Annotated in this window: 12 protein-coding genes; 9 read left to right on the top strand and 3 right to left on the bottom strand. The window is 46.7% G+C overall.

From position 1 onward, the window contains the following. Positions 1-85 precede the first annotated feature (85 nt). From rpoB to CCC70_RS07330, 5 genes are all read left to right on the top strand, one after another. On the top strand, positions 86-3,943 hold the full coding sequence (rpoB, locus tag CCC70_RS07350; protein ID WP_270391142.1) for a DNA-directed RNA polymerase subunit beta: 3,858 nt from the start codon (positions 86-88) through the stop codon (positions 3,941-3,943). 17 nt (positions 3,944-3,960) lie between these two features. Continuing rightward, entirely contained in the window at positions 3,961-7,659 is a 3,699-nt protein-coding gene (gene rpoC, locus CCC70_RS07345; protein WP_270391145.1) for a DNA-directed RNA polymerase subunit beta', read from the top strand. A 98-nt stretch (positions 7,660-7,757) separates the two neighbouring features. Beyond that, on the top strand, positions 7,758-9,707 hold the full coding sequence (locus tag CCC70_RS07340; RefSeq protein WP_287084566.1) for a serine/threonine protein kinase: 1,950 nt from the start codon (positions 7,758-7,760) through the stop codon (positions 9,705-9,707). A 30-nt stretch (positions 9,708-9,737) separates the two neighbouring features. Next, a complete protein-coding gene (locus CCC70_RS07335) occupies positions 9,738-10,553 on the top strand; it encodes a PP2C family protein-serine/threonine phosphatase (RefSeq protein ID WP_114001816.1) in 816 nt (271 codons plus the stop codon). Positions 10,554-10,595: 42 nt separating this feature from the next. Next, on the top strand, positions 10,596-11,822 hold the full coding sequence (locus CCC70_RS07330; RefSeq protein WP_287084565.1) for a hypothetical protein: 1,227 nt from the start codon (positions 10,596-10,598) through the stop codon (positions 11,820-11,822). Between the two features lie 60 nt (positions 11,823-11,882). Here CCC70_RS07330 and CCC70_RS07325 read toward each other — a convergent pair whose 3' ends face one another. The 3 genes from CCC70_RS07325 to CCC70_RS07315 are packed head-to-tail and all read right to left on the bottom strand — an operon-like array spanning position 11,883 to position 16,748. After that, the gene (locus CCC70_RS07325; RefSeq protein ID WP_287084564.1) at positions 11,883-14,504 is read right to left on the bottom strand and encodes a CAP domain-containing protein; all 2,622 of its coding nucleotides are present in this window, start codon (positions 14,502-14,504) and stop codon (positions 11,883-11,885) included. 42 nt (positions 14,505-14,546) lie between these two features. Then, positions 14,547-15,701 carry a serine hydrolase gene (locus CCC70_RS07320; RefSeq protein ID WP_287084562.1) on the bottom strand — a complete coding sequence of 385 codons (1,155 nt, stop codon included), beginning with the start codon at positions 15,699-15,701 and terminating at the stop codon, positions 14,547-14,549. Positions 15,702-15,722: 21 nt separating this feature from the next. After that, the gene (locus CCC70_RS07315) at positions 15,723-16,748 is read right to left on the bottom strand and encodes an N-acetylmuramoyl-L-alanine amidase family protein (protein ID WP_287084560.1); all 1,026 of its coding nucleotides are present in this window, start codon (positions 16,746-16,748) and stop codon (positions 15,723-15,725) included. 176 nt (positions 16,749-16,924) lie between these two features. Between CCC70_RS07315 and CCC70_RS07310 the strand changes: the two genes are divergently transcribed. The 4 genes from CCC70_RS07310 (at position 16,925) to cysK (ending at position 20,121) form a co-directional block, all read left to right on the top strand. Continuing rightward, on the top strand, positions 16,925-17,245 hold the full coding sequence (locus CCC70_RS07310) for a PadR family transcriptional regulator (protein WP_015526294.1): 321 nt from the start codon (positions 16,925-16,927) through the stop codon (positions 17,243-17,245). Then, positions 17,242-17,955, top strand: a complete 714-nt coding sequence (locus tag CCC70_RS07305) for a DUF1700 domain-containing protein (RefSeq protein WP_287084559.1) — start codon at positions 17,242-17,244, stop codon at positions 17,953-17,955. The genes CCC70_RS07310 and CCC70_RS07305 overlap by 4 nt, the downstream gene beginning before the upstream one ends. After that, a complete protein-coding gene (locus CCC70_RS07300) occupies positions 17,948-18,958 on the top strand; it encodes a DUF4097 family beta strand repeat-containing protein (RefSeq protein WP_287084558.1) in 1,011 nt (336 codons plus the stop codon). The genes CCC70_RS07305 and CCC70_RS07300 overlap by 8 nt, the downstream gene beginning before the upstream one ends. Before the next feature lie 230 nt (positions 18,959-19,188). Further along, positions 19,189-20,121, top strand: coding sequence for a cysteine synthase A (gene cysK / locus CCC70_RS07295; protein ID WP_287084557.1), 933 nt, complete (start codon positions 19,189-19,191; stop codon positions 20,119-20,121). The last annotated feature ends 48 nt before the right edge of the window (positions 20,122-20,169 follow it).

The following is a 20,169-nucleotide window of genomic DNA, read 5'->3' as shown; positions in this document are numbered from 1 at the left end:
GCTATATTATGGCTAGATATGCCTGCCTAAAGGTCAGGCGGGATCATGTTGTAATAAATAATAAAAAAACAGGGGTGAAACGTCAATGGAAAAAAACAGAATTCGTTCTGTAAAAACTGGAAAAAGCATGCGTATGAGCTACCAGAGACAAAAAGAAGTCCTGGAAATGCCAAACCTGATCGAAGTTCAGAAAGATTCCTACCAGTGGTTTCTTGACGAAGGTTTAAAAGAAGTATTTGATGATATTTCTCCGATCGCAGATTACGGCGGAAAGCTCAGTCTGGAATTCATCGATTTCACATACGATGAAAAAGATGCAAAATATTCCATCGAGCAGTGTAAAGAACGTGACGTGACTTATGCCGCACCTTTGAAGGTTCGAGTAAGGCTGATCAATAAGGAAACAGAAGAGATCAACGAACACGAGATTTTCATGGGAGATTTACCGCTGATGACAGCTACGGGTACCTTTGTTATCAATGGTGCTGAGCGTGTTATTGTCAGCCAGTTAGTACGTTCCCCTGGAATCTACTACGCGATCGCTCATGATAAGCTTGGTAAGAGACTGTTTTCCAGTACTGTAATTCCGAACAGAGGTGCATGGCTGGAGTACGAGACAGATTCAAATGATGTATTTTATGTACGTGTAGACAGAACAAGAAAGGTTCCGATCACTGTTCTGATCCGTGCACTGGGCATTGGAACCAATGCTGAGATCATTGATCTGTTTGGTGAAGAGCCAAAGATCCTTGCCAGCTTTACAAAGGATACCTCCACAAACTATCAGGAAGGTCTCCTTGAGCTGTATAAGAAGATCCGTCCGGGCGAGCCGCTTGCAGTAGAGAGCGCAGAGAGCCTGATCATGGCAATGTTCTTCGATCCGAGAAGATATGACCTTGCCAAAGTCGGACGTTATAAATTTAATAAGAAGCTTCATTTCAATAAACGTATCGTAGGCCACAAGCTTTCCCAGGATGTTGTAGATACAACAACAGGTGAGATCCTTGCTGAGGCTGAGACACTTGTTACAAAAGAGCTTGCTGATACATTACAGAATTCCGCAGTTCCGTACGTATGGATCCAGGGTGAGGAGAGAGAGATCAAAGTTCTTTCCAGCCTTATGGTTGATATCCGTCACTATCTGCCGGAGCTTGAGGATCCGAAGTCCCTGGGTGTTACAGAATTAGTATACTACCCAGTGCTCGAAAAAATTCTGGAAGAAAATGACACATTTGAGGACAGATGTGATGCGATCAAACGTGATATCCACGACCTGATCCCGAAACACATCACCAAGGAAGATATCCTTGCGTCCATTAACTACAATATGCATCTGGAGTATGGCCTTGGTAACGATGATGATATCGACCACCTGGGCAACCGTCGTATCCGTGCTGTCGGTGAGCTGCTTCAGAATCAGTACCGCATCGGTCTTTCCAGACTTGAGCGTGTGGTACGTGAGAGAATGACAACACAGGACACAGAGAGTATTTCTCCGCAGTCCCTGATCAATATCAAACCTGTAACTGCAGCAGTAAAAGAGTTCTTCGGATCATCCCAGCTGTCACAGTTCATGGATCAGAACAACCCGCTTGGAGAGCTGACTCACAAGAGAAGACTTTCCGCACTGGGACCTGGCGGTCTGTCACGAGACAGAGCCGGATTCGAGGTTCGAGACGTACATTATTCCCACTATGGAAGAATGTGCCCGATCGAGACCCCTGAGGGACCGAACATCGGTCTTATCAACTCCCTTGCATCCTATGCAAGGATCAATCAGTACGGCTTCGTAGAGGCTCCGTACAGAAAGATCGACAAAACAGATCCTTCCAACCCGCGTGTAACCGATGAGGTTGTATACATGACAGCGGATGAGGAAGATAATTACCATGTAGCACAGGCGAATGAGCCGCTGGATGAAGAGGGACACTTCATTCATAAGAACGTTTCCGGTCGTTACCGCGAGGAGACACAGGAGTACGAGCAGCACATGTTCGATTACATGGATGTATCTCCGCGAATGGTATTCTCCGTTGCTACAGCCCTGATCCCGTTCCTGCAGAACGATGATGCGAACCGTGCGCTGATGGGATCCAACATGCAGCGTCAGGCCGTTCCGCTTCTTACAACAGAGGCTCCGGTTGTTGGTACAGGTATGGAGACCAAGACAGCTGTTGACTCCGGTGTATGCGTTGTTGCAAGAAAAGCAGGTACAGTACTTCGTTCCACATCTACAGATATCTCTATCAAGAATGATGACGGAACAAAAGATGATTATCATCTGACTAAATTCATGCGAAGCAACCAGAGCAACTGCTACAACCAGAGACCGATCGTGTTCCAGGGTGAGCATGTTGAGGCAGGACAGGTTATCGCGGATGGCCCGTCTACATCCAATGGTGAGCTTGCACTTGGTAAGAACCCGCTGATCGGATTTATGACCTGGGAAGGTTATAACTACGAGGATGCCGTTCTGCTTAGCGAGAGACTGGTACAGAATGATGTTTATACATCTGTCCATATTGAGGAATATGAGGCAGAATCCCGTGATACCAAGCTGGGACCGGAAGAGATCACACGTGACGTTCCGGGTGTCGGCGATGACGCTCTGAAGGATCTGGATGAGCGCGGTATCATCCGTATCGGTGCTGAGGTACGTGCCGGTGATATCCTTGTCGGTAAGGTTACTCCTAAGGGAGAGACTGAGCTTACTGCTGAGGAGCGTCTCCTTCGTGCTATCTTCGGTGAGAAGGCAAGAGAGGTACGTGATACTTCCCTTAAGGTACCGCACGGTGAGTATGGTATTATCGTAGATGCCAAGGTATTTACAAGAGAGAACGGCGATGAGCTGAGCCCTGGAGTAAATCAGGCAGTACGTATTTATATTGCACAGAAGAGAAAGATCTCCGTTGGTGATAAGATGGCTGGTCGTCATGGTAACAAGGGTGTCGTTTCCCGTGTACTTCCGGTTGAGGATATGCCATTCCTTCCAAACGGACGTCCTCTTGATATCGTACTGAATCCTCTGGGTGTACCTTCCCGAATGAACATCGGACAGGTCCTGGAGATCCACTTGAGCCTTGCTGCCAAAGCACTTGGCTTCAATATTGCAACACCTGTATTCGATGGCGCAAACGAGGTTGATATCCAGGATACTCTGGAGCTTGCCAACGATTACGTTAATACGGAAGACTTTGAGGAATTCCGTGAGAAATATAAAGACATCCTTGCACCGGATGTTATGCAGTATCTCGATGAGAATAAAGCTCACAGAGCACTCTGGAAGGGCGTTCCGATCTCCAGAGACGGTAAGGTAAGACTTCGTGACGGACGAACAGGCGAGTACTTCGACAGCCCTGTAACTATCGGTCACATGCACTACCTGAAGCTGCATCATCTGGTAGATGATAAGATCCATGCACGTTCCACAGGTCCATACTCCCTGGTAACACAGCAGCCTCTGGGTGGTAAAGCTCAGTTCGGTGGACAGCGTTTCGGAGAGATGGAGGTTTGGGCACTGGAGGCATATGGTGCTTCCTACACACTGCAGGAGATCCTGACAGTGAAGTCTGATGATGTGATCGGACGTGTTAAGACCTATGAAGCGATCATCAAAGGTGACAACATTCCTGAGCCAGGTATTCCTGAGTCCTTTAAGGTACTTCTTAAAGAGCTTCAGTCTCTTGGTCTGGATGTACGTGTGCTCAGCGAGGACGGATCAGAGGTACACATTATGGAAACCTCTGATTACGGAGATACTGATCTTCGTCATGTCATCGAGGGCGATTCCAGAGGACGCAGAGATGAGGAGTCCTTCGGTAAACACGGCTACACCAAGCAGGAGTTCAGCGGAGAAGAGCTTGTCAATGTAGAAGAAGATGAGGACATGGAAGACGAAGATGATATGATCGAGTTTGAAGAGTCCTTTGATGATGAGGAATAAGAAAGGGGAAAGAATACATGGCAGAAACAACCAACGCCAATGAAACATATCAGCCAATGACTTTCGATGCCATCAAGATCGGACTGGCGTCCCCTGAGAAGATCAGAGAGTGGTCACACGGTGAGGTTTTAAAACCTGAAACGATCAACTACAGAACCTTGAAGCCTGAGAAGGATGGTCTTTTCTGTGAAAGAATTTTCGGACCGAGCAAGGACTGGGAGTGCCACTGTGGAAAGTACAAAAAAATTCGCTATAAAGGCGTTGTCTGCGACAGATGCGGTGTTGAAGTAACCAAATCTGCCGTTCGTAGAGAGCGTATGGGACACATCGAGCTTGCAGCTCCGGTGTCTCATATCTGGTACTTTAAAGGAATTCCGTCCCGTATGGGTCTGATCCTTGATATTTCTCCGAGAACACTGGAGAAAGTGCTTTACTTTGCTAACTATATCGTTCTGGATCCTGCAGATTCCGGACTTATGTACAAACAGGTACTCACCGAGCGTGAGTACCAGGAAGCACGTGAGTCTTACGGAGAAGGATTCCGTGTAGGTATGGGTGCCGAGTCCATCATGGAGCTCCTTCAGGCTATCGATCTTGAAAAGGATTCCGAAGAACTGAAGGCAGAACTTGTGGACGCAACAGGCCAGAAACGTGCAAGGATCATCAAACGTCTTGAAGTTGTGGAGTCCTTCCGTGAGTCCGGCAACCGTCCTGAGTGGATGATCATGACCGTTATCCCGGTTATCCCGCCGGATCTTCGTCCTATGGTACAGCTGGACGGAGGACGTTTTGCAACATCTGACCTGAATGATCTTTACAGAAGGATCATCAACAGAAACAACCGTCTGAAAAGACTTCTGGAGCTTGGTGCTCCGGATATCATTGTCCGCAACGAGAAGCGTATGCTGCAGGAGGCTGTAGATGCCCTGATCGATAACGGACGCCGTGGACGTCCTGTAACAGGCCCTGGAAACAGAGCTCTGAAATCCCTTTCCGATATGCTGAAAGGTAAATCCGGACGTTTCCGTCAGAACCTTCTTGGTAAACGAGTTGACTACTCCGGACGTTCTGTAATCGTCGTAGGACCTGAGCTGAAGATCTATCAGTGTGGTCTTCCGAAAGAGATGGCTATCGAGCTGTTCAAACCATTCGTTATGAAAGAGCTTGTTGCCAACGGAACTTCCCACAACATCAAGAATGCCAAGAAAATGGTAGAGAAGCTTGAGCCGGCAGTATGGGATGTCCTTGAGGACGTCATTAAGGAGCATCCGGTTATGCTGAACCGTGCACCTACACTGCATCGTCTGGGTATCCAGGCGTTCGAGCCAATCCTTGTAGAAGGTAAGGCGATCAAGCTTCATCCGCTTGTTTGTACCGCGTTTAACGCTGACTTCGATGGTGACCAGATGGCCGTACATCTCCCGCTTTCTCAGGAAGCACAGGCAGAGTGCCGTTTCCTTCTGTTATCACCGAACAACCTTCTGAAACCGTCAGATGGTGGTCCTGTAGCCGTTCCTTCACAGGATATGGTCCTTGGTATCTACTACCTGACTCAGGAGAGACCTGGAAACAAGGGTGAAGGCAAGTTCTTTAAGAGTGTCAACGAGGCAATTCTTGCATATGAGAACAAGGTCATCACACTCCAGACCAAGATCATTGTACGTTGCCATAAGACAATGCCGGATGGCACTGTGTTAAGCGGCAATGTTCAGTCCACACTGGGACGTTTCCTGTTCAACGAGATCCTTCCGCAGGACCTTGGATTTGTGGACAGAAGCGTACCTGGAAACGAACTGCTTCTTGAGGTTGATTTCCTTGTAGGTAAGAAACAGCTGAAGCAGATCCTTGAAAAGGTTATCAATACTCACGGTGCAACAAAGACAGCCGAGGTACTTGACTCCGTTAAGGCTATGGGTTACAAATACTCCACACGTGCAGCCATGACCGTATCCATTTCCGATATGACCGTGCCGCCGCAGAAGCCGGAGATGATCAAGCAGGCTCAGGATACTGTTGACCGTATCACAAAGAACTACAAACGTGGTCTTATCACAGAGGAAGAGCGTTACAAAGAGGTTGTTGATACCTGGAAGAAGACCGATGATGAGCTTACAAAGGCACTTCTTACAGGTCTTGATAAGTACAACAACATCTTCATGATGGCTGACTCCGGAGCCCGTGGTTCCGATAAGCAGATCAAACAGCTTGCCGGAATGCGAGGACTGATGGCTGATACAACCGGTCATACCATCGAGCTCCCGATCAAGTCAAACTTCCGTGAAGGTCTTGACGTACTGGAGTACTTCATGTCCGCTCATGGAGCCCGTAAAGGTCTTTCTGATACCGCTCTTCGTACAGCCGATTCCGGATACCTGACAAGACGACTTGTTGACGTATCCCAGGATCTGATCGTTCGTGAGGCGGACTGCTGTGAGAACAGAGCAGAGATCTCCGGTATGGTCGTTCGTGGATTCATGGACGGAAAAGAAGAGATCGAGAGCCTTCAGGAGCGTATCACAGGACGTTTCTCCTGTGAGACAGTTAAGAATAAAGACGGAGAAATCCTTGTTAAAGCAAACCACATGATCACACCGAAGCGTGCAGCCCGTATCATGAAAGAGGGCGTAAGCAACCAGACAGGCGGACCGATCGACAAACTGAAGATCCGTACCATCCTTTCCTGTAAGTGCAAGGTTGGTGTCTGCGCAAAATGTTATGGTGCGAACATGGCTACCGGTGAGCCGGTACAGGTTGGTGAGTCTGTTGGTATCATCGCAGCACAGTCTATCGGTGAGCCAGGTACACAGCTGACCATGCGTACTTTCCATACCGGTGGTGTTGCCGGTGGAGATATCACACAGGGTCTTCCTCGTGTCGAGGAGCTTTTTGAGGCAAGAAAGCCGAAGGGTCTTGCGATCATCACAGAGATCCCAGGTGTTGCCACGATCAACGACACTAAGAAGAAACGTGAGATCATCGTAAACGATCCGGAGACAGGCGATTCCAAGACTTACCTGATCCCATACGGTTCTCGTATCAAAGTCCTTGATGGACAGGTTCTTGAGGCCGGCGATGAGCTGACAGAAGGTAGTGTAAATCCGCATGATATCCTGAGAATCAAGGGTGTGCGTGCAGTTCAGGATTACATGATCCGTGAGGTTCAGCGTGTATATCGTCTGCAGGGTGTTGAGATCAACGATAAGCATATCGAGGTTATCGTTCATCAGATGCTGAAGAAGATCCGTATCGAGGATAACGGAGATACAGAGTTCCTGCCAGGAACACTTGTTGATGTCCTTGATGTTGAGGAAGTTAACGAGAAACTTGAGGCAGAGGGCAAACAGCCGGCAGAGGGAAAACAGGTTATGCTTGGTATTACCAAAGCATCCCTTGCTACAAACTCCTTCCTGTCAGCAGCATCCTTCCAGGAAACAACAAAAGTCCTGACAGAGGCTGCTATCAAAGGTAAGATCGATCCGCTGATCGGTCTGAAAGAGAACGTTATCATCGGTAAGCTGATTCCTGCAGGTACAGGTATGAAGCGTTACAGTGAGATCAGTCTTGACACAGGAATGCCGGAGGTAAAAACAGCTTCCGAGGAGCCTGAGGATACAGAGGAAATTTCCGTAGAGGAAGAGAAGACTGAGACTGCTCCGGAGGAAGAGACCATTGCTGTTGAAGAGACAGCAGAGGAAACTGCACCGGTAGAAGAATAAGTCGATATACCTTGCTAATATAAATAAATCTCCCCCCGGAAATCCGGAGGGAGATTTCTGTTTATAAGCAGGGATTTTCTGAGAGAGGAGGGATTGCGATGGACAAGGAACTGCCAATTTCCCCGTGGCCGGAATGGAAGATCGTAAGCAAGATCGGGGAAGGCTCTTTTGGAAGAGTGTATAAAGCTCAGAGAACTGAGAAGGGACGTTCTTTTTACTCGGCAATTAAGATAATCACAATCCCCGCCAGTAAAGGGGAGCTGGACAGTGTGCGCTCAGAATCCGGTGATGAAAAATCTGTCCGCGGTTATTTTGAAAATCTGGTGGAGGAGTGCATTCAGGAAGTAAGCACCATGGAGTATTTCCGGGGAAATTCCCATATTGTATCTGTAGAAGATTACAAGGTGATGGAATATCTGGACGAGATCGGATGGGATATTTTTATCCGCATGGAATATCTCACAAGCTTCATGGAATATTATGCGGGAAAAAATCTCACAGAAAAAGAAGTGATGAAGCTGGGTATCGATCTTTGCAGATCACTGGAATACTGTGGGCAGCTTCACATCATCCACAGGGATATCAAACCTGAGAATATTTTTGTATCCAGGTTCGGGGATTTCAAGCTGGGGGACTTTGGAATCGCCAGAGAACTGGAAAAAACCATGAGTACCCTTTCCAAAAAGGGAACTTATTCCTATATGGCGCCGGAGATGTACAGGGGAGAACAGTACGACAGCAGAGTGGACATTTATGCACTTGGCCTGGTGTTATATAAACTGATGAATCATAACAGGCTTCCGTTTCTGAATCTTGAAAAACAGCTGATCACATACAGAGATAAGGAAAACGCACTCACGAGAAGGATGTCAGGCGAAACACCGCCACCACCTGTGGATGCAGGAGAGGCTTTCGGCTCCGTTATCTTAAAAGCCTGTGCTTATGATGCAAAAGAACGATATCAGACTCCTGAGAAGTTTCGGGAAGCACTGGAAGAAATCCGGTATGGAGCGGCAAACAGAGAACAGGGAGTTCATGAGAAACCGAAACCAGTGGAGGAAAGACCTGTTCCGGAGTCCATGCCGAAGTTTCTCCAGGAGGGTGCAGCCAGACAGCTGGCAAGAACGAGTCAGCTGAATACGGATGCGATCCGTCAGGCACGTAAAAATCCTGTGCCGGTATCCATACAGCCGGAGAAACCGACAGCCGGAGAAATAGCAAAAAATGCAGCCCGGAATACGCCAAAGGCTCAGAGCACAATACAGAAGCCTCAGAAATCTGCATCCGGAAAAATAGCATCCGAAAAGGATAGCCTGTCCGGTTATCCGTCAGGACGTTCCCGTCAATCAGATCCCGGTATAAGAAAAACCGGAGCTGTAAAGCCCAGAGTTACCTCTATCACAGATCTGGAAGACGACCGTGACCAGAATCTCCAGGAGTGGGAAGGATCCGTGCCAGAGAATGACGGAAATGACGATGACAGAAGGAAACGGAAAGGTATTTTCAGAATGCTTATAACAGCCGGGATCCTTGTTGTGCTGATCGGCGGGATCCTTGCGGTACGAACGATACGGAAACCTGCGGATAACGGGGAACCTTCGTATACAGATTCCGATGATTCTGATGCTCTGAACAAAGGAAATTTCGGTACTGCAGACAATTCGGATAAAAGTTTCGCACAGGCAATGGAAACGATACGTGACCATGCGACAACCATAGAAAATGCCCTGGACAGCTATAGACGTGAAGGTACAGAGGGGGATTGCCTGCGCTTTTATAACGGATCAGGAGAGATCGCCAAAGTACTTGTATATCCCGGCAGTTCCGCAGATGGCGTTTATGAGGAATATTTTTACTGGGGCGAGCAGATGTTTTATACTTATGTATGGGACGGAGATGAGAAGCAGTATTTTTATTATCAGGACGGCCTTCTGATCCGATGGATCGATGCAGATGGTAAGGTTCATGATAAAGAGAGCGATAACGACAAATATGTAGAACTGGGAGACAAATACTGGAGTAATTCTGTAGTGGAGCTTCAGCAGTAATGTCGAAGGGTTTTTACGAAAGGAAAAAGAATGGCCTATCAGATTGATTATGCGTATACATGTCACACCGGAAAGGTGAGGACAAATAATGAGGATAATTTCTGGTGCTGCGGAGTGCGCCTGCCGGTGCACAACCAGGGGGTTGACGGAATCCTGGCAGGTCATACACAGCACTGGCAGCTTCCAATGCTGGCCGTTTTTGACGGCATGGGCGGAGAAAGCTGCGGTGAAATGGCAGCTTCTGCGGCTGTGGAAGCGCTGGGAGGCTTCTATGAAGAAAACAAAAAGACCCTGAAAAAAGAGCCTGTGGTTTTTCTGACAGGAGCCTGCGAAAATATGAATGAGGCAGTATGTCGCTACAGCAATGAAAACTGTATCAGAAGCATGGGAACAACCATGGCACTTTTGTCTTTCAGCGAAAAGGCAATCTATGCCTGCAACCTTGGGGATAGCCGTATCTACCGTCATTTTCAGGGGAAGTTCCAGCAGATTTCCACGGACCATGTGATCGGCGGAAAAATGCTGGGAAAAGCTCCGCTGACGCAGTATCTGGGCTTTCAGGAAGAAAACATGGCACTGGAGCCTTCTATCGTGGAGATCGGTTATCAGCCGGGAAGCTCGTATCTGATCTGTTCAGATGGAGTGACAGACATGCTTTCTGATGAGGAGCTTCAGAAGATCCTTGACGGGACAGAGACCGCAGAAGAAAAAGTAGGTAAGATCCTGGAACAGGCATTGGAAAGAGGCGGCAGAGATAATGTGACACTGGTCCTTGCACAGATCAGCGGCTATGAAGAAAAAAATATTCTCAAACGCTGGGCAGAGCGCCACAGTACCGGACGGTAATAAACCCGGGGAGTAAGAAAAGGGATAAGGAGAAAATTTGCGATGAGAAATCGAATGCAGGATCTTGATTTTGAACAGACAGTTGCCTTCGATTCAGTGAAGGACTTTGAATTTACAAGAAAGGCGGCACAGAAGTTCCGCCAGGTTGTTAGTCTGGATTCCTTTGAGGATGAGGATGCAGATGTTATTTTTCATTATCTTTACAAGGAGATGGAACTAGTTTCCTTTGGTGACTATCTGAAACGATATGTGTATGAGCGTGCAGAGCTTGAGGAGCCTTTTTCCCAGGTGCCGCAGGAAGTCTACAGAGAGATCGTTGTGGAATCCTTCAAGGAAACCTACACACCGAAATCCATGTCACCTACATCAGCCAAGCTGAGTTCTCTGGTGAATAACTGGCTGACTCAGGCATCTGTGAAGCGTGAAACAGTTTTTCTGCTGGGGTTCGGACTTCGGATGAGTACAGAGGATGTTTCAGATTTTCTGACCCGGGTGCTTCGTGAGCAGGATTTTGATTTCCATAATCCGGAAGAAGTGATCTACTGGTATTGTTACCGGAATCATCTTGGCTACTATAAAGCGGAGGAATATAAAGAAACCTACAAACAGATGACTCCGGTGAAAAAAAAGACCGGAGAGATCGTGTATGGCACAGGGCTTTGTCTGGACAGTGAAGAAAAGCTTCTGGAATATCTGGCTTTTCTGAAAGGGAGACATGATGATCCGAAATCAGAGAAGAGCCAGGCTTTTCAGGAATTTATGATCCTTCTGGAGCGGGCAAAGAAGATCATTGCAGCCATGTATCAGGAAGATGAGGAAGAAAACGGTGGCAAAAAGATCTGGAAGCCTGAGAATATCAGTGCTTCGGATCTGGAAAAGGTTATCTGCAGCGGGATCCCCATTAATAAAATGGGAAATCTCAAAAAGATGTCCGCATCCATTCTGGCAAAGCATTTCAGCCAGAAGCGCTTCAGCCGCCAGAGGATCAACAATATCCTGAACCATAAATTTCCGGTGGAGCGGTTTGATCTGATCACGCTGGAGTTTTTTGTGATCTCTCAGGAGATGGCAGAGGATGATCCGTATACGAGATATCGCCATTTCCTGGAGGAGATCCAGGAGATCCTGGCCCGCTGCGAAATGAGTGAGATCTACATAGTGAATCCATATGAGTGCTTTCTTCTGATGTGCCTGCTGACAGACTGTCCGTTGGCAGTATTTTCCGAGATTTGGGAAAAATCCTATGAAGAGGGAGAAGAAAAGAACTGAAAAAAGGATGATGCGTTTCGGTGACGCATCATCCTTTTTTTGTCCGATCCGGTAAGTCTGTTATTTTGCTTTTCCGGTTTTTACCGCACTTGCAGGTCCGGTCTTTACCTTCTTGTTTACTGTGCGGTATGGAACCAGTCTGTAGCTATATGTAACATTTTTTGCTGTCTTAAATGTATAGCTGGTATTTTTGGAAGAAATAGTTTTTACTTTTTTGAAGGAACCATTTCCTTTTTTCTGATAGATGACATAGCCGGTTGCTCCGGAAATCTTTTTCCAGGAAAGGGTCTGTTTTCCTTTGAGGGTTTTAAGCTTTATGGACGGACGGAGCAGATTCGGTTTCACAGTCATTGCTTTGGAAGCTGGACTGTAGATATAACCGGAGGATGTTTTTTTGCTTGCACGGATCACGTAAGAATATTTATTTCCGATAGTGATCTTTGTGTCTTTGTATGAAGTAGTATTTGCGTTTAAAGTTTTGATCTTTGCGTATTTTCCGGAATTTGCTTTTCTGTAGAGAATATAGTTCCGGGCATTGTTTATACGGTTCCAGCGGAGCGTACAGCTGTTCCAGGAGGCAGAGGCCTTAATTGACGGTGCAGTTAATTTCGTGATCACAGGAGCCGGAGTGCCAGATGGCATTGGAGCCGGGGGAGTAGATGGCTTCGGAGTTGGAGTGCTCGTTGGTGCCGGAGCGGATATTTTAAAGGTCAGGGACTGACTTGAAAAATAATTGTTGATTCCTGTAACCGTTACGGAGCCAGTGCCGGTTTTGGCGTTATCTTTCCAGGTAAGGATATAATCCGTGCCTTCCTGAAGCGTGTCCGAGCCATATTTTACAGTAGGCTTCGGAGTTACTGCATTGCCGTTGAAGATCTGTTCCGGAATATCCGAAAGATCGCAAAGCTTTACAGATGTCATATGCCTTGAACCGGAATAATTCTGCTTATAGGAAAGTGAAAAATCCAGGATCTCATTGCTGGAGGAATAGTATACAGAAGTAATGCGAAAATCATCAGAGGTCAGTTGTGTGCCATTATAGGTGATGACCAGGTTATTTCGCAGATAAGAGGTTACACTTTCACTTTTGCAGTTTGGATCTGCCAGTTGGATGGTCTCACCGGAGAGCTTCAGTGGATTGATGGTGAAGTATTTGGAGAAACCGCTTCTGTAAATGCCGATACCGGTTATATGGACACGAGGTCTGTTGGTTCTGGAACTTGCCATGGTGTTATCATAATAAGAAAGGGTATAATCAACATCTTTCTTTAAAGTAACACCATTTAATGTGACCGTTGGCTCCGGCTTGAATTCTTTGCCAGGAGCATATTCATAATCCGGGATATCACCAATCTCAGCTTCCGTGATCGGGGTAAGGTCGATGTAGAAATATTTATTATTTTCACCGGTGAAATTTCCCTTACCGGAAACAGTAACATAAGCGTTTCCCTGCTGGGCATTGTTATGCCAGGAGAGTGTATAATCTACATTTTCTGTCAGGGTTATACCATTCCAGGTGACAGTGGGCTTCGGAGTCAGTGCGGTTCCGGTATACAGATAGGAGGACTGGGAAAAAGTTACTTCTGACTGGGAGAGATTGATCTGCCGGATAAGGAAATCATCAGTCAGAGTTCCGGAATAAAAGCCAAGTCCTGTGATTGAGAAGCTTCCCAGACCGCTGTTACGATTATTGGAGAAAGAAATCGTATAATCTTTTCCCTCAGTCAGCGTACGACCATGGAATTTTAGTTCAGGAGAAAAAGTAATGGGACTTCCGGTATAGTTCCAGGAACTTGTATAGCGAAGAGAAGTCTCTCTGGAATTTTCCAGATCATAGTATGCATTGAGATCTGCAGACAGTGTTTTGTCCGGGCAGGATTTCAGTGTGGCAGAAACCGTAGTGGTTCCTCTGCTTTTCAGTCGGATAACACCGCTCTGATCCACAGTGGCAATGGAAGGATCTCCGGTTGACCATGTGAAAGAAGCTGGGTCAAGGCTGGAACTCATATAGCTGAATCCATTACAGGTTATATAGATAGCCAGTGTTTTCTGTTCTTCTGTGAATGTGATCGGAGAAGCTTCGTTGAAATGGATATTTATCAGCTTTGGAAGCACGGAAATAACAGGTGACACAGTCTGATTGGCAGGCTGTGTGCAGGCTTCTGTTGCGTGAGAAGAAAAGCACTGGATCCAGTAGAGATGACCGTTCTGTGAGTAGCAGCCGATTCCGGCAGAAACATTTTTGGAATTCATGATGTTCGTGTAATGTCCGGAAGATTCGATCCATGATTCCATAACTTCTTCAGGAGTTCCCTGGTTGATCGCAAGATTTTCACTTGGATCCTCAAAATAAGGAAAGGCTGAAAAACAGATGGAACCATTGGGACGGGTATGACTGGCGTAAACGGTCAGTTCTTCTGCTCTGGTCATGGCGCATTCCAGAAGGTTCTTATCCATAGTGACAGGATTCCGGTTCTTTTTGGCACGTTCCTGATTTACCAGATCAAGGACCTGGTAAGCATAATCATAGCGGCGGATACCCTGACTGAGTTTCAGCTGGACAGCAGTCTGGTCAGAGGCAGCCTGCACACGGACAATGTTGCCCGGCGCCAGCAGAAGAAGCAGAAGCAGTAGCGCAGGCCATAATAAGTATCTTGTTTTTTTCTCTTTTGTCTGATTCATGATGTTTTCCTTACCAATATAATATAAAGATATTTTCTTTTGTTATTCGTTATAGTATCCATAGATCGCACGGCTGTCCTGTGCGATGGTGTTCTGTGCAGCAGAGGTATCGTTAAGATCCTGTGACATAAAACAGACTACCAGGTCGATCCCCTTTGCTGTGTCATAGATGATGCCGGCATCGTTTTCTACGTGATCCAGTTCACCGGTTTTGTTGGCAACCTTTACCTCGGAAGGCATCTGAGCCGGGATCTTGTTTTTCCTGGTCTGCATTTTCAGAAGACGATACATATATTCGGCTCCTGCCAGAGTATCGTTGTTATCGGTAGCAGTACCCTTGTCGATCTGATAGATGGTCTTCAGAAATTTTCCACAATCCTTTGCGGAAGTGTAGTTATCCCCATTGGAATTATCTGCAAGAAGAAGACGTCCCATGGAAGTGCTGGTGTATCCGTGATCCTTACAGAATTTATTCACACGGGCCATTCCGGCTGCATCATCCCCGCCGCCAAGATAATTGACAAGTGTATTGGCAGCATCATTGTCGCTGACTGTGATCATAGAGTTCAGTGCATTGTCCAGCTGATCCTTGCTGTATTTGGAGGAAAGACTGTCATAATCCTCATATACAGCACCCATGATATAGAGCTTGATCAGGCTGGCAGCCTGCATCTGCTGATCGTTGATGGTACCTTCGGTATTTTTTGCAAGATTGCATACATATACGGACCAGGTTCCGTTATCGGTGGGAAGAAGAGACTGTACCTGATTCAGAAGGTTGTCCATGCTGGAATCCGAATTGTCTGTGAAAGTGCTTCCGCTGGATGGAGAAAGAGTTCCTTCTTCCTGAGGGGAAGAAGAACTGTCCTTGCTGCCAGAAGCTTCGGAAGAATCGGAGGCTGCAGATGTATCTGTGGATTCTTCCTGTGCGGAAGGACCCTGGAGCTCAGCTGAAGATGCTGCGGCAGCAGCGCTGGAAACGGTAGGATCATCAGGATAAAGAGCATCCAGCTGATCGGCTTTGCTGCTGAGCTCAGCGGCAGAATCAGAAACCTCCTGCACACTTTTCTGCAGCTTGTTAACTTTTGTCTGGAGAGATGCAAGCTTGTCCAGGGAGCGGACATTCAGTGCCCCAAGTCCTGCCAGTGCGATGACAAGCACTGCGATCACAATATATAGAAATGTATTTTTTTTCATATATAAACAAACTCCTTTTTATTATTGGAAATAAGCATCGATTCCATTGGCGATCCCTTCTGCCATAGTCTGCTGGAAGGAGGAATCCGCCATTTTCAGATCATCGCTCTGGTTGGTCATAAATCCCATTTCCACAATCGTCACCGGGATCGTGCTCCAGTTAATACCTGTCATGGAATCTGTGTAGATGATCCCGCGGTTCTGGAAGCCGGTAGCTGCGCAGTAGGAATCCACAATGCATTTGGATAGTTTGTTGGAACTGTCATAGAGACTGGAAACATAAGGATTCTGCTGGGACGGACACATGGTCAGAGCACCGGAGACATCTGTAGAATTATCTCCGTTTGCATGGATACGGACACAGATCTCCGCACCCTGGGAAGCGACCAGCTCTGCACGCTCCTTGTTGCTGATAGCGGTATCATTGTTTGTTCTTGTCATTACTACCTGGTATCCACGTTGTTCCAGGATATCCTTAAGCAGAAGAGAAACATCCAGGTTCAGCTGATACTCCGGGAGACCGCTGAAGGAACCTCTGGTTCCGGTGGAAGCCTTGGCCTTCATGGTGGAGGAACCGGGACCGTTCGGCTCTGTGGCACTCATATCAACATTTTCGCCCTGATGTCCGGGATCGATTCCGACGATATGGCCGTTGTTGGAAGCAGAAGAGGTATCATTACCGCCATCGGTGAATCCCTCACCACCGGCTTCACTGAAAACAGAGGGTTTGGTCGTTTTCTGACTGTTTTCGGCTTCCGGTGCCCGTTCATGTTCACCGGTGTTGTTTTTGACAGCTTTTTCTGTCTGTGCCCGCTGCTGCAGGTATTTGTCGGTTGCCTGTTTCTTTTCGATCTTAGCTGTATAAAGTTCGATATCCTCTTTCATGGATTTCTGCTTTTTCTGGACCGGTTTGATCACGGAGGCCATTTTCTGGTCAACGGCATCGATCTTCCGGTAGGTTTTATAGCTGAGTCCAAAAAGTAATCCAATACAGATAAGACCCGTTAAAAACAGGACGATCGCCATCAGATGGGGCTTTTTTTCCATAAGCTCAAGTCCTTTCTGGGTGAGTATTTTGTATTTGTAAATATTATAAAGAAGGAGTCTGGAAAAAGCAATTGCGAAATTGTGCTTGACAACAGGAAAAAGTGTGGTACTATATATGTAAAATAATTATATATAAAAATTTTATATATAAAATAATTATATAAAGAGGTGTGCCTATGTATTATTATCCGGTGTCTGCAGTGCTGACGGAATGCCTGATCCTTTCTGTTGTAGAGCAGCAGGATTCTTACGGATATGAGATCAGCCAGACAGTGAAGATGGTAGCTTCTATCAAGGAATCCACATTGTATCCGATCCTTCGCAGACTGGAGACGGATGGTTATCTGACAACTTATTCAGAGGAATTTCAGGGACGGAAACGTAAATATTATTCCATCACAGAAGACGGACGGAAGCAGCTGGAATATTTGAGGAAAGAGTGGAGAGAATACCGCGATACTATAGACGATATTGTGGAAGGGAGACTTCGAAAATGACAAGAAAAGAGTATATGGAGCAGCTGAAGAAATATCTGAAGCGGCTTCCAAAAGAAGATTATGACAATGCCATTGAGTATTTTTCGGAATACTTCGATGAGGCTGGACCTGAGAATGAACAGCAGGTTATGGAAGAACTGGGACAACCTAAAGAGGCGGCAAGGGAACTGCTTCTGAACCTTTTACAGGAGAGTGTTGGTGATAGTAAAGACATCACCGAGGAAAAAAAAGCAGCTTTGCCGGCAGCAGGTTCATATTACGGAGAGAGCTCCCATGCACATAGCCGGACAGATTCAGGAAACCTGAGTACAACAGGGTACAGTACATCCGCAGGAAAGAAGCGTTCCCCCGGAAAGATCATTCTTCTCGCATTTCTGGTGATCTGTGCATCGCCGGTGAGCATTGCACTGCTGTTTGCAGGCCTTGCAGTACTGGCAGCAGTGGTGCTTGTCATCGCAGCAGTGATCTTTTCCATGGCAGTTACAGGTGTGTCAGCAATAGCCGGAGGCATCGTGCTTACAGGCTTTGGAGTGACATTGATCGCGAGATCCCTGGCAGCAGCCTGCATGATGGTCGGCAGTGGATTTCTGATGGCAGGTGCGGGAATCCTCGTTGGAGTACTTACCATATATATATGTAAATGGTGTGCAATGGGAATCGGCCGTCTGGTTAACAGACTTGTAAGAAAGAAGGTGCATAAAAATGAATAAGATTGCAAAAACAGTGCTGATCACAGGTACAGCACTCTGTGCAGCGGGAGTTGTTCTTTCCACAGCAGGATATTTTGCAGGGGGAAAAGATTTCACATATACTTCAGATCATATGTATGTATCCGGAGGAAATTCTTCCAGTCGTAAAAATCTTACAGTAATGAAAAAAGAACAGATTGATGATTTTACGAAGCTGAATGTGGATTTTGAGGATTTTGATCTGGATATCCGTACCTCAGATGATGACCATTATTATATGGAATATAAGCTTGAGAAAAACGGGAGGAAAAATCCTCTGACCTGGAAGGATAAGGATGGAGAGCTCACGCTTGAGGAGTCTGCAGGCGGCAGTGGAAGTTATTATATAACCTATGATCTGGGGATATTCTCTACACATGCGGATCTGACAGAAAAGAAAGATGCATTGAATACGGTGGTTCTTTATATTCCGGAGAAGGCACAGCTTTTCGAAGCGGAGCTTCAGCTTTCCGACGGGGATCTTGCTGCCGATCAGCTTTTGTGTAAAGAAATGACCCTGGAACTTCTCAATGGAGATCTGATGCTGGATAAGGGCGAGTTCGAAAAGTTTGATGCAAAGCTTTCCGACGGGGATCTGAATGTAAAAGAACTTCAATGTACAGATAACATGCAGCTGAAATCCGGAAACGGAGATGTGACCATAAAAAAGGCAGAGCTTGCAGATGGGCAGATAGCTCTCAGCGACGGAGATATTCAGATAGACAACAGCAGCTTTAACGGAGATATGAAGATCAATAGCTCCTGCGGTGATGTTTCTGTAGAAATGAAGAACGGCAGTGCAGAGAAAACCAATATTTATCTGAAAGCTACAGACGGAGATGTGGACACGGAGGGGCTTTCCAGGGGAAAAACCGACAATGAGGAAGACACCTCTGTTTATGAGAACAAGGTCGGTGCTTCAGCACCGACTTTAAATGTGGAATGCAGCGATGGGGATATTACATTAACAGAATCTGAAAAATAAAGAATATGAATATCCGCCTGACTATGCATCTGCTTGTAAAAATCCTAAAAAAGAATAAATGAAATTATATGAAGCGCAGGGGTTTTTCCGGAGAAAAATTCCTGCGTTTTTTGGCTGAAATGTATTGACAAATCCCTGTACTATGATATAATTCAATCAAATCACAGAAAACATATATAGTTACTAGGAAATAAGGAAATGGACATAAAGGAAATAAGGAGGATATCATCATGGGTAAAATTTACGGAAGCGCACTGGACCTGATCGGAAACACACCGCTTGTAGAGGTTAAGAACGTAGAGAAATCTGAGGGACTTGAGGCTACAGTACTTGCCAAGCTTGAGTATTTTAACCCGGCAGGAAGCGTTAAGGACAGAATCGGTAAGGCAATGATCGAGGATGCAGAGCAGAAAGGTATCCTGAAACCAGGCGCAACCATTATCGAGCCAACATCCGGCAATACAGGAATCGGACTTGCAGCCATCGCAGCTGCCAAGGGCTATAAGACGATCCTCACCATGCCGGAGACCATGAGTGTTGAGAGAAGAAACATCCTGAAGGCATATGGTGCAGAGGTAGTTCTCACAGACGGAGCCAAGGGAATGAAGGGGGCCATTGCCAAGGCAGAAGAGCTCGCCAAGGAGATTCCGGGAAGCTTCATCCCCGGACAGTTTGAGAACCCGGCTAACCCGAAGGCACATGCAGCAACAACAGGTCCTGAGATCTGGAAGGACACAGACGGAAAGGTAGATATCTTCGTAGCAGGTGTCGGCACAGGCGGAACGATCACCGGTACAGGTGAGTACCTGAAGAGCCAGAACCCGAATGTGAAGGTAGTTGCTGTTGAGCCTGCAACTTCTCCTGTACTTTCTGAGGGAAAAGCAGGCCCGCATAAGATCCAGGGTATCGGCGCAGGTTTTGTTCCGGACACACTTGACACCAAGGTTTATGACGAGATCATCCCGGTAGAGAACGAGGATGCATTTGAAACATCCAAACTCCTTACCAAGAAAGAAGGAATCCTTACAGGAATTTCCTCCGGTGCAGCTCTCTATGCTGCGATCCAGCTTGCAAAACGCCCGGAGAACAAGGGGAAAGTGATTGTAGCACTTCTTCCGGACAGTGGAGACCGTTACTACTCCACACCACTGTTTATAAAATAATCGATCCGAAGACCGCTTCTTTTGCCCCGAAGCGAGATTCTGCGGGAT

The sequence above is a fragment of the Blautia sp. LMAG:89 genome, from assembly GCF_008679485.1.
Lineage (GTDB): Bacteria > Bacillota > Clostridia > Lachnospirales > Lachnospiraceae > Blautia_A > Blautia_A fusiformis.
Note: the sequence above shows the minus strand (reverse complement) of the source record. Positions and strands in the feature narration are given on the sequence as shown.